The sequence below is a fragment of the Gemmatimonadaceae bacterium genome (assembly GCA_019752115.1).
Classification (GTDB): Bacteria; Gemmatimonadota; Gemmatimonadetes; order Gemmatimonadales; family Gemmatimonadaceae; genus Gemmatimonas.
Map to the genome: position 1 here is coordinate 20,148 of JAIEMN010000024.1, position 14,654 is coordinate 34,801.

Annotated in this window: 10 protein-coding genes; 3 read left to right on the plus strand and 7 right to left on the minus strand. The window is 67.5% G+C overall.

Going from position 1 to position 14,654, the window contains the following annotated elements:
• Window positions 1-114: 114 nt before the first annotated feature.
• The 5 genes from K2R93_12800 to K2R93_12820 all read right to left on the minus strand — a co-directional run bounded on the left by K2R93_12800 (window position 115) and on the right by K2R93_12820 (window position 7,839).
• Complete coding sequence (locus K2R93_12800) at window positions 115-693, minus strand: DUF2911 domain-containing protein (GenBank protein ID MBY0490713.1); 579 nt, start codon at window positions 691-693, stop codon at window positions 115-117.
• A 150-nt stretch (window positions 694-843) separates the two neighbouring features.
• Entirely contained in the window at window positions 844-3,825 is a 2,982-nt protein-coding gene (locus K2R93_12805) for a hypothetical protein (GenBank protein MBY0490714.1), read from the minus strand.
• A 240-nt stretch (window positions 3,826-4,065) separates the two neighbouring features.
• On the minus strand, window positions 4,066-4,461 hold the full coding sequence (locus K2R93_12810) for a hypothetical protein (protein MBY0490715.1): 396 nt from the start codon (window positions 4,459-4,461) through the stop codon (window positions 4,066-4,068).
• A gap of 64 nt (window positions 4,462-4,525) precedes the next feature.
• A complete protein-coding gene (locus K2R93_12815) occupies window positions 4,526-6,154 on the minus strand; it encodes a D-aminoacylase (protein MBY0490716.1) in 1,629 nt (542 codons plus the stop codon).
• Window positions 6,151-7,839, minus strand: coding sequence for a D-aminoacylase (locus tag K2R93_12820; GenBank protein ID MBY0490717.1), 1,689 nt, complete (start codon window positions 7,837-7,839; stop codon window positions 6,151-6,153). The genes K2R93_12815 and K2R93_12820 overlap by 4 nt, the downstream gene beginning before the upstream one ends.
• Window positions 7,840-7,957: 118 nt before the next feature.
• Between K2R93_12820 and K2R93_12825 the strand changes: the two genes are divergently transcribed.
• Entirely contained in the window at window positions 7,958-8,611 is a 654-nt protein-coding gene (locus K2R93_12825; protein MBY0490718.1) for a carbonic anhydrase, read from the plus strand.
• 10 nt (window positions 8,612-8,621) lie between these two features.
• Window positions 8,622-9,104: a hypothetical protein gene (locus K2R93_12830; GenBank protein MBY0490719.1), complete on the plus strand. Its 483-nt coding sequence runs from the start codon at window positions 8,622-8,624 to the stop codon at window positions 9,102-9,104.
• 94 nt (window positions 9,105-9,198) lie between these two features.
• On the opposite strand, the gene ffh is transcribed toward K2R93_12830, so the two are convergent.
• Window positions 9,199-10,557, minus strand: coding sequence for a signal recognition particle protein (ffh, locus tag K2R93_12835; protein ID MBY0490720.1), 1,359 nt, complete (start codon window positions 10,555-10,557; stop codon window positions 9,199-9,201).
• Between the two features lie 306 nt (window positions 10,558-10,863).
• On the opposite strand from ffh, the gene lon reads away from it, so the two are divergent.
• Complete coding sequence (gene lon / locus K2R93_12840) at window positions 10,864-13,344, plus strand: endopeptidase La (GenBank protein MBY0490721.1); 2,481 nt, start codon at window positions 10,864-10,866, stop codon at window positions 13,342-13,344.
• Here lon and K2R93_12845 read toward each other — a convergent pair.
• Window positions 13,336-14,637, minus strand: a complete 1,302-nt coding sequence (locus tag K2R93_12845) for a DUF445 domain-containing protein (protein MBY0490722.1) — start codon at window positions 14,635-14,637, stop codon at window positions 13,336-13,338. The two genes, lon and K2R93_12845, sit on opposite strands and share 9 nt — an antisense overlap.
• Between the last annotated feature and the right edge of the window lie 17 nt (window positions 14,638-14,654).

Consider the following 14,654-nt stretch of genomic DNA (forward strand, 5'->3'; position numbering starts at 1 on the left):
AGGCGCGCTCCGGATGCATTCGAAGCGCGCCTCTGTGTTCTCGGTGACTCTGTGTGCTCTGTGCGATCAGTTCATGTATCGATCAGAAAGCACGAGGCCAGCCGAAGCCGCCCCTTACTTGGCCGTGAAGCCGGTCTTCGCCACGTAGGTATCCCACGAGATCACGATCTCGCCACCCTTGCCGGCCGGCTTGACCTGGATCTCCATCTTCTCAACAACCGGGTTGTTCGACGTCACCGTCAGCGGGATGCGCACGAGATCCTGCTTGGCGTCGTATTCCGTGCCCCACTGGCCGGTCTGCTTGTTGATGATGAGCTCCCACTTGCCCGTCTCTTCGAGCTTCGTCCAGAGCGTGTACTTGCCGGCCGGCACCGCCTTGCCGCCGAAGTCGAGCGCCTTGCTCGTGGTGAACGCGGTCGCTTCGTTCGCGCCCGTGCGCCACACCATGCCCCACTTCATGTCGCCGAGGCCGTTGAAGAGCACGCGGCCACGCTTGGAGGGACGGCCGTAGTTCACCGTGATCTCGCTGCCACCGATCGTGGCCTTGAGCGAGTCGCGCGGCGACAGCGGCGCCTTGCCGGGCTGGTTGCCCATCTGCTGCATGCTGCCCTGCGCCTGCGCGGGCGCGGCAGCGAGGGAGAGGGCCGCCACCGCAGCGGCGCCGATGACGGAACGCGTCAGAGTACGGATCATGTCCTGGTCGGGATCAGGGTGAGAACAGTCACATCGAAGGAAAGACGTCGGGCGGCGGCCGGGACCCGAGAGTCCCCGACCGCCGCCCGAAGTTTACCACCGCGTCAACCGGGGGTTCCCGGCGGGATCCCGGCGGGATCCCCGGCCCGCTTACATCCGCTTCTGCTCGGGGCCGAGGGCCTTGTCGAGGGCGGCCCGCGCCTTGTCGAGCTCCTTCTTGAGCCAGTTGTAGCGCTCAAAGGCGTCGCGGCCCACGCGCTGGTCGGCGCGCGCCGTCATGCCGGCGAGGTAGGTGACGTGCGCCTGGAGCCCGGGCTTGCCGTAGCGGATCGGCTGCGTGTTGAGCACATCCGCCACCTTCTTCACCTGGGCAAGCGTATCGGCCGCCGCGCCCGTGGCGCCCTTGAGCCGCGTCTCCGCCTGCCGCGTACGCTGCACGAGGTTGTTCACGTCGGCGATCATCTCGCGCATCTTCACGTTGTGCGCGAACTGCGCCTGCAGATCGGCCTCCGTGGTCCCGTCCTGCGCGAGACGCGGGTCCATGCGCACCCGCAGCGGCACCGTCTGCGACTGGCCGGCCACCGTGACCTTCACCGAGTACTGCCCCGGCGGGGCCCCCAGGCCATTCTGGTGCTGCACGCCCCACACGAAGCGGTTCATGCCCACCTTGTTCGGCACCAGGTTGAGCGTCGGGCCGGTGGCACTCGCGGGGCCCGCATTGCCGCGCCCCGGGCGTCCTTCCGCCATCGCGGCTTCCGGATCATCCGGATCACCGCCCCCACCACCGAAGCGTCCACGCCCTGCCGCCGGCGGATTCACACCGCTCTTGTAGCTGTTGACCAGCTTGCCCGTGGCGTCGGTGATCTCGATGCGCACCGTGTCGCTGGGCGACGCCTGCGCGAGGTAGAAATCGACCGTGGGCCCGAGGAACGACTGGCCGATGTTGGTGCGGTAGCCGTCGCGCGGACGGAACACGGTGAACGCGGCGCTCGCCGTGGTCGGACCGATCTGCTGCAGTGCGGCGATGTTGTCCATGATCCACGCGCCGCGCCCCTGCGTCGCCACGACCATGTCGCCGCGATAGATCTTGATGTCGTTGATCGGCATCACCGGCATGTTCCGGTTGAACGGCTGCCAGTGCGCCCCATTGTCGAACGAGATATAGATCCCGAACTCCGTACCGGCGTAGAGCAGCCCTTCGCGCACCGGATCCTCACGCACCACGCGCGTCGGCACGTCCTTCGGGATGCCATTCGTGCCATCCGTCAGGCGCTTCCACGTCTTGCCGTAGTCGTTCGTGAGGTAGATGTACGGCTCGTAATCGCCAAGCAGGTAGCGATACACCGCGAAGTAGGCCGAACCCTTCCGATGCGGTGACGCGTCGATCCACGCCACGCGCCCGCCTTCCGGCAGGTCCTTGGGCGTCACGCGCACCCACGTCTTGCCATCGTCGCGCGTCACCGAGAACGGGCCGTCGTTCGAGCCGGTCCAGATGACGCCCTTCTCGAGGCCGGACTCGGTGATGGCGTAGAGCGTGCTGTAGAACTCTTCACCGGTGACGTCGCGCGTGATGGGCGTGCCCGAGCCGCCCTGGCAGCATTTGGGGAACGCCGTGAGATCGGGAGAGATGCGGTCCCACGTCGCGCCGTTGTTGCGCGTGCGATGGAGATACTGCGAGCCGTAATACACCACGTTCGGATCCCACGGCGAGGTCGCCATGGGCGTGGTGCGCTGCATGCGGTAGTCGAGATCGCCGCCGTCGTTGCCGTAGAGCGACTGGCCGCCGATCCAGTAGTTCTTGGTCACGTTCGCGGCGACGTTGAGGAGCGAGTACTGCCCCTTGCAGTTGCCGTGAATGAGGTTCGGATCCTTCGGGTGCGGAATGATCGGCCCCGTCTCGCAGCCGGGGCCCGTCTTCACCACGCTCATGTTGAACGGGTTGTTCAGGCTCGGCACGATGTACGTGCTGTTGTCCTGCTGCGCCATGTACAGGTTGTACGGGAACGCGTTGTCGAGCCACACGCCATAGAACTCGGCCGTCGGCTGATTGTCCTGCGTACTCCACGTACGCCCCCCATCGAACGACACGTTGGCGCCGCCGTCGTTCGCCTGGACCATCACCTTGCCATCATTCGGGCTGACCCAGATGTCGTGGTTGTCACCATGCGGGGTGCGCATGACCTGCACCGTCTTGCCGCCATCGGTGCTCTTGTAGAACGACTCGGCGCCACCGTACACGATGTCGGCGTTCGTCGGGTCAGCGCCCAACGTGGTGTAGTAGAACGGCCGCGTGATGAGACCGGCCGTCGTGTTCACCAGCTGCCAGCTCTCGCCGGCATCGTCGCTGCGATAGAGGCCACCCCCCGGCAGCGCTTCCACGAGCGCGTACACGCGGTTGGGGTTCGCGGCGGTCACGGCGATGTTGCCCTTGCCGATCAGCTCATTCGGCAGCCCCTTGGTGATGTGCTTCCAGGTCTCACCACCGTCGGTGCTTTTGTACAGGCCACCCTCGCGCGAGCCGGAGATGATCGTCCACGGCTTGCGCTCGATACGATTCATCCACGCGAACACCACATTCGGATTGCCCGGCTGCAGCTCCACGTCCATCGCGCCGGTGGAATCGCTGATGTAGAGCGTGTTCTTCCACGTCTTGCCACCGTCGGTGGTCTTGAAGAGACCGCGCGTCTTGTTCGGCTTGAAGATGTCACCGTACATCGCGGCCCAGACGATGTCCGGGTTCGTGGGATGGATGCGCAGTTCACCCGTCTGGCCGGCGTCGTAGAGCCCCTTGAACTCCCAGGTCTTGCCGGCGTCGGTCGAGCGATAAATCCCGCGGCCGGTGGAGACGTTGGAGCGCACGCCGTCGGAGCCGGTGCCCAGCCAGATCACGTTCGGGTTGGAGAGCGAGACATCCACCGAGCCCATCGAGGCGACCGGCACCTTCCCGTCGGTCAACGGCTCCCAGTTCTCGCCCCCATCGGTGGTGCGCCAGAGGCCGCCCGACGCGACGCCCATGTAGAACGTCTTGGGCTGGCTGGGCACTCCCGTCACGGTGGTCACGCGACCGCCGCGGGAGTGGCCCACGAGCCGGTAGCTGAGCCCGCGGAACAGGTTGGTATCGACCGACGCCATGAACGGCGCCTTGGGGGCGGCCGCCGGCTTGGCGGCGGTGGGGGCGGCCGGCTTGGCGGCCTGCGCGCCGGCCAGGGCGGGCGCGAGACCAATCAGGGTCAGAGAAGCCAGAGCGTGGCGACGAAGCATCGCAAAAACCGGGTTGGGGACGGGACCGGCCACCTGGCCGGCACGTCCAAGCTACGCGGTTTTCGCGCGGGCGTTGAGGGTCAGCGCCGCGCGGCGATGAGCGCGCGTCGATTACCGCGTAGCGAGAACCGCACCTGCGGCCGCGGCAACGGGCGTCCAGAGGTACATCAGCCCGTCGACCTTGTCGCAGGAGCTCGCAGCCCAGTACGCCGTAGCGCCCACGGCGTACGCCGCGCCCCCGGCCATCGCGCCGGCGGCCGCGCGCCCGCGATGCTGGTCGGCGACCACGGCCGCCACGAGCGCGACCGGGGTCGCCATCACCCCTGTCGCGCGCAGCGGATTCTTCCACCAGGCGCCCTGGCGCAACGGGCACGGGAGCGGCGCGCGTGTCCGCGCCCCGGTTGGGGCATCGCGGTGTGCCGCGCGCACCGGCCGCAGCGACACCGGCGCCAGCCGCGGCTGCGCGGCCATCACCGCGGGGGATCCGAGCAGGGCGAGCAGGGCCACGGTGCCCGCCCTCAGGCGTGCGGCACGCCGGCGATGGGTATGCGAGTTCGACATACCGCCACAATTACCGCGCGCCGGTATCCGCTCGCAATACGCCGCCCGACGTACGCCCGTTCGCGTGCTCGCCCCCCTGCACGGCCCACCGGCCATTCACGACCACATCGCGAATGCCAATCGGGTACTGAAAGGGATTCGCGAACGTCGCCGTATCGGCCACCGTCGCCGGATCGAACACCACCAGATCAGCCGCCATCTTCGCGGCAATGCGGCCACGATCGGCGAGTTGCACCCGCTGCGCCGGGCGAAGGGTCATCTTGTGCACCGCCTGTTCCAGCGAGAGCGCCTTCCGCTCGCGCACATAGCGCCCCAGCACGCGCGGAAAGGTGCCGGCGCCGCGAGGATGCGGACTCCCGCGTCGCGTTGGGCCGTCGATCGCGAAGCCGCCTCCGTCGGAGCAGACCATCGCGAAGTCATGCGCGAGAAGGCGATCGAGATTGTCTTCGCTCATCGCGAAGCCGAGCATGCCCACATCGGTCGCGTTGCGCTGCAGCAGCCCCACGGCCGCCTCGTACGGATCGAGCCCGCGTACCTTGGCCCACGCCCCCAGCCGCTTGCCCTCGGCGTCGCGATCCTCGGCGTTCGCCACGCGCGAGATCTGCACGTTGTCCCACCCGCCAATGAGCTCCACCTTGCCGATCGCCTCGGTGCGAATGCGGGCGGCCGTGGCGGGATCGGTGAGGCGCGCCAGGAACGCCGCATCGCCGCCGTCCTTGGACCAGGTTGGAAAGAGATTCGTGAGCCCGGTGGAATAGGCGACATACGGATACACGTCGAACCACGCGTCCACACCCGCCTTGCGCGCATCGGCGAGGCGCGTGAAGCAGGCATCGATCTTGGTCCAGTTGCGCGTGCCCTGCTGCTTGAGGTGCGACACCTGCAGGCCGCACCTCGCGCCGCGCGCCACGGCGATGGATTCGTCGATGGCCTCGAGCAGCTGGTCATCTTCGTTGCGCATGTGCGTGGCGTAGCTCAGTCGCCGCGCACTGAGCGGGCGGCAGAGCGCGACCAGCTCGTCGAGTTTCGCGAACGCGCCCGGCGTGTACTCGAGCCCCGTGCTCGCCCCGCACGCGCCCTCGGCGACGGCGCGTTCCACCATCGCGGTCATCTGCGTGAGCTCGGCAGCGGTCGGTTGGCGGTCCATCTCGCCAACGACCTTCCCGCGCACGCTCCCCAGCCCGATCATGCTCGCCACATTCACCGCTGGCGCGAGCGCCTGCGTGCGCGCGGCCCAATCGGCGAACGAGTCGCCGGCTTCGCCGGTAAATCGTGAGCTCCCGTCGGCACCGACCACCATCGTGGTGACCCCCTGCCGGATCACGCTCTCCACGCGCGGATCGTCGCGCAGGTTGCCGTCGCCGTGCGAGTGAATATCGATGAACCCCGGCGCGACCGTCATCCCGCGCGCATTGATCTCCTCGCGGCCCGTGTCCTTGAGCGTCGCGCCCACCGCCACGATCCGCCCGTTGCTGACCGCGATGTCGGCCACCCGGGCCGCGGCACCAGTCCCGTCGAGCACATGGCCGCCGCGCACCACCAGATCATAGGCCCGGCGCTTCGGGACGAACGGAGCGCCCACGGCAACGACGCCCAGCGTTGCCGCGCTGGTGGCGACGAACTCACGCCGCGTGCTCATCGCTTGGCCCCCGGGCCGAGCACGACGCGCCCCGGCGTGGCGCCGGTATGTTCGCCATTGCGGAGCACCGGCACGCCGTTCACGAGCACATCGCGCATCCCGCTCGCGTACTGGTGCGGCACTTCAAAGGTGGCATTATCGCGAATCGTCTGCGGGTTGAAGACCACCACGTCGGCGTAGAACCCCGGCTTGAGCTGCCCCCGGCGGGCGAGGCGCAGATTCATCGCCGGTAGGCTCGTCATGCGGCGAATGGCTTCCGTGAGCGTGAGCACCTGCTCATCGCGTACATACTTGCCGAGTTCGCGCGCGAACGTCCCATACGCTCGCGGGTGCGTGCTGCTCTTGAGGAAGACGCCTTCGAGCGCCATGGAGGCGGCATCCGACCCGAAGCTGACCCACGGCTGCTTCATCCCCATCACGAGATTGTCCTCATCGATGATGAAGTAGATCGTCCCGACACGGCTGCCGTCCTGCACCACGAGGTCCATGGCCGTCTCTTCGGGCGAGGTCCCGCGGATCTTGGCCACGGCGGCGAGCGTCTGGCCCGCATAGTGCTTGAGCGTGTCGTTCTTGAAGCCAGTGAGGATCACGCGCTCCGGGCTGCCGGACATGAGCAGCAGGCTCTCCCACTGGTCGGTGGGCGTGCGCATCTCCTGCGCGACCTTCCGGCGAATGGCCGGATCCTGCAGTCGCTTGGCCCACGCCGCGTAGCCGCCCTCCTGCACCCAGGGGGGCATCGCGGCATCGAGCCCGGTCGCCCCCGCGGTATAGGGGTACATGTCGGCGGTGATCTCGAGCCCCTTCGCGCGCGCCGAGTCGATCTTGGCCAGCACGCGCGCCATCTTGGGCCAGTTCGCTTCGCCGGCGGCCTTGAGATGATAGATCTCCGCCCGCGCGCCGGTGGCCTGCGCGATCGCGATGAGTTCGTCGACCGCCTGCTCGAAGCGCGCCCCTTCGCTGCGCAGATGCGAGATGTACATGCCGCCGTACGGCGCGGCGGCTTCCACGAGCGCGATCAACTCCGGAGTCTTTGCATAGAACGCCGGCGCGTAGATGAGCGACGAGCCCACCCCGAGCGCGCCCTCTTCCATGGCCTGGCGCACCTCGGCCTGCATCGCCTTGAGTTCCTCGGGCGTGGGCTCGCGATTGGCCCACCCCACGTGATTGATGCGGACCGTCGTCGCGCCCACGAACGACGCGATGTTCGTGCTGATCCCCTTCTTCACCAGCGAGTCCTGATAGCCGCGCAGCGTGCGCCAGGTCACCGGGTACTTGATGTCGCCCTGACTGTTCGTCATGTCGGCAAGCAGCGTATCCGATACCGGGCCCATCGAGTCGCCCTCGCCCATGACCTCGAGCGTGACGCCCTGCCGGATCTCCCCCTGGGTCTTGCCGTCGGCGATGAGCGATTCGTTGGACCAGCTCAGCATGTTGATGAAGCCGGGCGCCACTGCCATGCCCGTGGCGTCGATCTCGGTCGTGCCCGCCCCGGTCACGGTGCCGATGGCCACGATGGAATCGCCCACGATCGCGACGTCCCCCTGCACCGGCGGCATCCCCGACCCGTCGTACACGGTGCCATGACGAATGACCACATCATAGGCGGCCTTGCCGCGGCAGCCGGTCAGCAGCGCGAACAGCGCGAGCGTGGTCGTCAGCGGGCGCCGCAGGGAGAGTCGAGACATGGAGGCGGGGTGATGCTGGTAGGGAGCCGGACGGGCAATTAGAGTCCCCCTAACTTGAGCGCGCCCCGCCGCAGCGCCAGCACCGTCCTCCCCCCGCCCCCGCCCCCCGCGCCCCGCGATGGACAACTTCCGCCGGATCATCCAGAACAACCGCGAGTGGGCCACGGCCATGAAGGCAGCCGACCCGGCGTACTTCGACAAGAAGGCGCTGCGGCAGGAACCACTCTTCCTGTACATCGGCTGCGCCGACAGCCGGGTCCCCGCCAACGTCGTCACCGGCACCGAGCCCGGCGAACTGTTCGTCCATCGCAACATCGCCAATGTGGTCCTGCCGAGCGATCTCAATGCGATGAGCGTGCTCCAGTTCGCGGTGGAGGTGCTCCATGTGCAGCACGTGATCGTGACGGGGCACTATGGGTGCGGTGGGGTGCGGGCGGCGCTGACCGGCGAGTCGTACGGACTCGTGGATCACTGGTTGCAGCCCATCCGCAACGTGATTCGCTGGAACAAGGCGCAACTGGACGCCATCAGCGACGACAAGGAGCGGTCGGATCGGGTGGTGGAGCTCAACGTCCTCGAGCAGCTCTACCACCTCTCCGAAACGCCCATCATTCAGCACGCGTGGGAGAAGGGGAACCGCCCGCTGCTGCACGGGCTGGTGTACGACATCCATGAGGGCATCCTGCGGGAGATCGCCACCGGCATCGACTCCCAGGAGAAGGCGGACCAGCTGGCGGCGCGCCGCTTCGCCGGGCAGCCCCTCGCCCATTAGCTTGCACGCCATGGCCAAGACTCCCTCTCCCTACAAGCAACTGACGCCGGAGCGTCGCCTGTGGCTGGTGCAGCAGGCGCTCGCCCGCCACAAGGGCGCCCGCGCCCTCTATGCGCAGCGCCTCGCCGCCAAGGGCGGCGGATTCCGCGCCGCGACGCTCCTGACGTGGCCCCCCGACAAGCTCGCGAAGGAATGCCTGCGCGTCGGCGCGCTCACGCCGCAGGACGAGCTCGAGCTGCTGCAGCTGCTGTACGTCGACATCGAGCCGCAGTACCAGATCACGTTCCTCGACGCCTGCGGCGTGAAGCACGAGAACGGCGTGATGCCCGAAGATCTCGAGGCGCCGTACGCGCCCGCCGAGAAGGTGAAGCCCGCCGCCGAAGCGGTGCTCGCCGCGCATGGTGACGCGGGGCGGCACTACTTGAAGACGCTGGTGACGTACAATCTGGTGGGGTGGCCGGGGCTGGATGAGGTGGTGCCCCCGGGGGAGTAGTTCACCCACGACCCACAACCAAAAACCCGGAACCCTCAACTGATCAGTTGAGGGTTCCGGGTTTTTGGTTGTGGGTTGTGGGTTGGGCTGCGGACTACCGCATCCCAAACATCCCGCCGCCGCCAAACGGCAGCCGCGGCATGCCGCCGCCCTTTCCGCCGCCGCCGGCGCCCATCTTCTTCATCATCTTCTGCATATCGCGGAACTGCTCAAGGAGGCGGTTCACCTCGTTCACCGGGCGGCCGCACCCCTTCGCGATGCGCGCGCGGCGCGAGCCGTTGAGGATCTCGGGCTTCTTCCGTTCCTGCGGCGTCATGCTCAACACGATGGCCTCGATGTGCTTCATACGCTTCGGGTCCACCTTGATGTCCTTGAGCATCTTCGAGTTCACGCCCGGGAGCAGCTTGAGCAGGTTCTCGAGGGGGCCGAGCTTCTGCATCTGGCGCATGGCCGTGAGGAAGTCCTCGAGATCCATCCCTTCCTTGCGGACCTTCTTCTCGAGCTTCTTCGCTTCGGCGGCGTCGAACGACTCCTGCGCCTTCTCCACGAGCGAGACGATGTCGCCCATCTGGAGAATGCGGCCGGCCATGCGCTCGGGGTGGAACTCCTCGAGGGCATCGGGCTTCTCGCCCACGCCGATGTACTTGATCGGCTTCTTCAGCACGCCGTAGATCGAGAGCGCCGCACCACCACGAGCGTCGCCATCGAGCTTCGTGAGGATCACGCCGGTGACGTCGAGGGCCTCGTGGAAGCCCTGCGCGATCTTCACCGCTTCCTGGCCCGTCATGCCGTCGGCCACGAACAGGATCTCATCCGGCTTGATCGCCGCCTTGAGCCGCTTGAGCTCGTCCATCATGTCGGCGTCGATCTGCAGGCGGCCGGCCGTGTCCACGATGACGACGCGATCACGGTTCCGCACGCCCTGATCGATACCGGCCTTCGCGATCTTGACCACGTCCTGCGTGGTGCGATCCGCGTACACCGGCACATCGAGCGCCTTGCCGAGCGTTTCGAGCTGGTCGATGGCGGCCGGGCGATAGACGTCGGCGGCGACGAGGCGCGTGCTCTTGTGCTCGAGCTTGAGCTTGCGCGCCAGCTTGCCGGCCGTGGTCGTCTTACCCGACCCCTGCAGGCCGACCATCATGACGATGGTCGGCGGCACCGAGCTCATCTTGAGCGGCTCGCGCGCGCCACCCAGCATCGCCGTGAGCTCGTCGTGGACGATCTTCACCAGCTGCTGCGCCGGCTGGACGGTCTTGAGCTGCAGCACGCCCACGGCCTGCTTCTCGACCCGCTCCAGGAACTCGCGCGTCAGCGCAAAGTTGACGTCGGCTTCGAGCAGGACGCGGCGGACCTCGCGCATCCCGTCCTTGATATCGGCCTCGGTCAGAACGCCGCGGCCGCGAAGCTTCGCGAAGACGTTGCCGAGTTTGTCGGAAAGTTCGTCGAACATGAAGAGAAGGGTACGCAGGGCCGAGGCCCCCCGAAACCCCGCCCCAACCCAAAACCCACGACCAAAAACCCGGAACCCAGAACTGATCGGTTCCGGGTCCCGGGCTTTAGGTCGTGGGTCGCGGGTTTCCATCCCCACTCCCCGGCGCACCCCCTAGATTCCAATGGCATAACGATCCGGGCCACCCCACGCCGCCCTTGCGTCGGAATCACGCGTGATCCGTGACCCGGATCCCCCTAGATTGGCCCGTAAGGGCTGCCCTGAAGGTCACAGCTCAGGATAGACGGTCACCTACCTGCCCCGCCCGTGTCCCGACCGAACGCCAAGTTTCCCGCCATCGCGATGCCCCGTGGCCAGCGGAAGGAGGAAATCCTTCGCGCTGAGCTGCCGCCGACGCTGCCCCTGATGGCGCTGCGCTCCACGATCGTGTATCCCCTGGGAACGATCGCGGTGCAGATGGGCGCCCCGGAAAACCTCGCGCTGCTCCGCGCGCACGAGGAGTCGGGGTTGGTGGTCGCGCTGGTCGTGGCGTCCGGCGACGGCGATGATGCGATCGACCCGAACCGCTTCGTGGGGCGCGTGGGCGTGGCCGCTCGCGTGCACGAGCGGATCAACCTGCCGGGTGACACGGTCCAGATCACGCTCCAGGGGCTCCGGCGCATCACGATCGACGCGATCGATCAGGTCACGCCCTACGCCATCGCGCAGATCCAGGGGGCCAAGGAATCGCCGGCGGATGCGGCCGAACTCGACGAGCTCGTGGCCCGCACCGTGGCCGCCGCGGAAACGCTGGCCGAGCTGGTGGACCGTATCCCGAACGAGGTGCCGCAGATCCTTAAGATGAACGTCTCCGACCCGGGGCGTTTCGCGGATCTGGCCGCCACCAACATGAACCTCCGCATCGCCGACAAGGAGGAGGTGCTGCAGCGCCTCGACATCGGCCAGCGCATCCGGTTCATCCTCTCGCGCCTCGAGCGCGAAGTGGCGCGCGCCCGCGTCATGGAAGACGTGAAGAAGCAGACCGAGATCAAGATCGAGCAGCACCAGCGGGAGTTCTATCTCCGCCAGCAGCTGCGCGCCATTCAGGCCGAACTTGGCGAAGCCGATCCGAACGAAAAGGAATCGGTGGATCTGCTGCGCAAGATCGAAGACGCCAAGCTGCCGGAGAAGGTGGCGACCGAAGCGCGCCGCGAAACCGAGCGCCTGCGCATGCTGTCGCCGGCGTCGAGCGAGTTTCAGGTGCTGCGCACCTATCTCGACTGGGTCCTCGCGCTCCCCTGGAACGCGCGCAGTTCGAGCGATCAGGACATCGCGCTCGCCAAGGTCGAGGAGGCGCTCGACGAGCGGCATTACGGGCTCGACGAGGCCAAGGAGCGCATCATCGAGTACCTCGCCGTGCGCAAGCTGCGCGGCGGCGATCCGACCGGCCCCATTCTCTGCTTCGTGGGCCCGCCGGGCACCGGCAAGACCTCCCTCGGCGAAGCCATCGCCAACTCCATCGGCCGCGAGTTCTATCGCATCTCGGTGGGTGGCGTCCGCGACGAAGCCGAGATCCGCGGCCATCGCCGCACGTACGTGGGCTCGATGCCCGGGCTGCTCCTGCAGGCGCTCCGCCGCGTGGAGGTCCGCGACCCGGTCATCATGATCGACGAGATCGACAAGATGTCGCACGGCGGCCCCTCGGGCGATCCGACCGCCGCCATGCTCGAAGTGCTCGACCCGAGTCAGAACACCACGTTCGTCGATCATTACCTGAACCTGCCGTTCGACCTGTCGAGCGTGCTGTTCATCTGCACGGCCAACAACCTTTTCGACATCCCGGGCCCGTTGCGCGATCGCATGGAAGTGATCCGCATCGCCGGCTACACGATCGAAGAGAAGGTCGAAATCGCGCAGCGCTACCTCATTCCGCGGCTGCTCGAGGATCACGGGCTCACCAGCGAAGACCTGCACCTGAGCGAAGCGGTGCTGAGCTTCATCACGTCGCGCTATTCCCGCGAGGCGGGGCTCCGCACCTTCGAGCGCTCCATCGCCTCGCTCATGCGCAAGCGCGCGCGCGCGAAGGCCGACGGCGACGACAGCGCGTGGGAGATGAGCGTGGCCCGCGTCGAGGAAATCCTCGGGGCCCCGCGCTTCGCCATGGAAGAAGCCGAAAAGGAGCCGGAGATCGGCGCCGTTACCGGCCTCGCCTGGACGAGCACCGGCGGCGAACTCATGACCATCGAAGCGCTGCGCATGCCCGGCACCGGCAAGCTCACGGTCACCGGCCAGCTGGGTGATGTGATGCGCGAATCGGTGGATGCCGCGTACAGCTTCGTCCGCTCGCGCGCCGCGACGCTTGGCATCGATGATCGCGAGTTCCGCGAAGCCGACATGCACCTGCACTTCCCCGCCGGCTCCATCCCCAAGGATGGCCCGAGCGCCGGCATCGCCGTCACGCTCGCCCTCGCCAGCGCGCTCTCACGCCGCCCCGTGCGCCGCGACCTCGCGCTGACGGGCGAAGTCACCCTGCGCGGCCGCGTCCTCGAGATCGGCGGCGTGAAGGAGAAGGTCCTCGCGGCATATCGCGCGGGCCTTCGCGAGGTGATCATGCCCAAGGGCAACGAGAAGGACGTCCGCGACGTGCCGCAGGAGGTGCGCGACAAGATGGCGTTCACCTTCGCAAGCACGATGGATGAGGTGCTGCACCTGGCGCTGCTGCCGCATCCCTCGCCGGTGAAGGCCGACGCGCGCCCCAATGGCGACGACGGCTTTACCGATCGCGAGGTCGTCTCCGAGCTACACTAGCGCCTTGCTGACCGCGTACAGCAACACGCCCACCAGCCCGCCGACAATCGTCCCATTGATCCGAATGAACTGCAGGTCGCGCCCGATCTGCAGTTCGATCTTGCGGGACGTCGCGTCGGCATCCCACGCCGCGACGGTGGTGGCAATGAGCTTGGCCACCTCTTCGCGCGCCTGCTCCACCGAGTAGGTCACCAGCTCCACGATCCAGCCGTTCACCTTGTCGGCGAGCACGGGATCCTCGAGCACCTTGGTGCCAAGCCCCGCGAGCCACCGCTCGAGCTGATCGGGCTCCGCCTCGGTGTCCTCGCCGAGCTTCTCGGCGTACTGCGCGATGCGCTCCTTGACCTCGCCCCACACCTCGCGCGAGAACTCCGCGACGCTCGGGTGGTTGAGCACATCGAGCTTGATCTGCTCGGCGCGGGCAATCGTCTCCGGATTCTCGCGGAGGTTCACCACGAACCGCTCCACCGCCTCGTTGTAACGCTCACGCAGCGGATGCGTCGGGTCGGCAGCCACCGCCACCAGCGTCTTCTCCACCCCGCTCACAATCTTGTCGCCGAGGCGGTTCTCCACTGACCCCGGCACCCACCAGGGGCTCTCCTGACGGATGCGCTCCCGGATCATCTCCTCGTTCTCATCGAGGAAGCGAGCGGCGAGCCGCAGGGCATCATCGAGCAGCGCCTGATGACGGCCGCCGGCCGTGAGCAGCTCGAAGACACGCGCCATCAACGGGGCCGCCTGCAGGCGGCGGAGGCGCGAGACGATGCCGCGATCCACCAGCTCCTGCACATCGTCGTCGCGCATCACATTGGCCGCGCCACTCAGCCCGTGCGCCGCGGCGCGCGCCAGGCGGCGACTGTTCTCCGGGCGCGCCAGCCACTGCGCCGCGCGCTCCCCGAGGCGCATCGCGGCGAGCTTCGACGCGACGACATCGCGCGTGAGGAAGTTGCGCTGGACGAAGTTGCCGAGCGCCGTCCCGATGCGGTCCTTGCGGCTGGGGACGATGGCGGTGTGGGGGATCGGCAGCCCCAGCGGATGCCGGAAGAGCGCCGTGACGGCGAACCAGTCGGCAATGCCACCCACCATGGCCGCCTCGCAGAACGCGCGCAGATAGCCCAGCCAGGGATACCGGCTCTCGTAATAGCGCGTCACCAGGAACGCGAGCGCGACCACCACCAGCATGATGGTCGCGACGCGCTTCATCTGCCGCAGCCGGACCCGACGGACTTCGTCGTCGGGAGTGATGCGGAGCGCCGCGGGGAGGTCGGCCTCGGCCGTCACGAGCTCACTCATGACTTACCACGGGCGCC

What these genes read in the sequence shown, in the direction of transcription:
- K2R93_12800 (MBY0490713.1), bottom strand. Translation starts at nt 693, where the DNA reads ATGATCCGTACTCTGACGCGTTCCGTCATCGGCGCCGCTGCGGTGGCG.
- K2R93_12805 (MBY0490714.1), bottom strand. Translation starts at nt 3,825, where the DNA reads ATGGCGTCGGTCGATACCAACCTGTTCCGCGGGCTCAGCTACCGGCTC.
- K2R93_12815 (MBY0490716.1), bottom strand. Translation starts at nt 6,154, where the DNA reads ATGAGCACGCGGCGTGAGTTCGTCGCCACCAGCGCGGCAACGCTGGGC.
- K2R93_12820 (MBY0490717.1), bottom strand. Translation starts at nt 7,839, where the DNA reads ATGTCTCGACTCTCCCTGCGGCGCCCGCTGACGACCACGCTCGCGCTG.
- K2R93_12825 (MBY0490718.1), top strand. Translation starts at nt 7,958, where the DNA reads ATGGACAACTTCCGCCGGATCATCCAGAACAACCGCGAGTGGGCCACG.
- K2R93_12830 (MBY0490719.1), top strand. Translation starts at nt 8,622, where the DNA reads ATGGCCAAGACTCCCTCTCCCTACAAGCAACTGACGCCGGAGCGTCGC.
- ffh (MBY0490720.1), bottom strand. Translation starts at nt 10,557, where the DNA reads ATGTTCGACGAACTTTCCGACAAACTCGGCAACGTCTTCGCGAAGCTT.
- K2R93_12845 (MBY0490722.1), bottom strand. Translation starts at nt 14,637, where the DNA reads ATGAGTGAGCTCGTGACGGCCGAGGCCGACCTCCCCGCGGCGCTCCGC.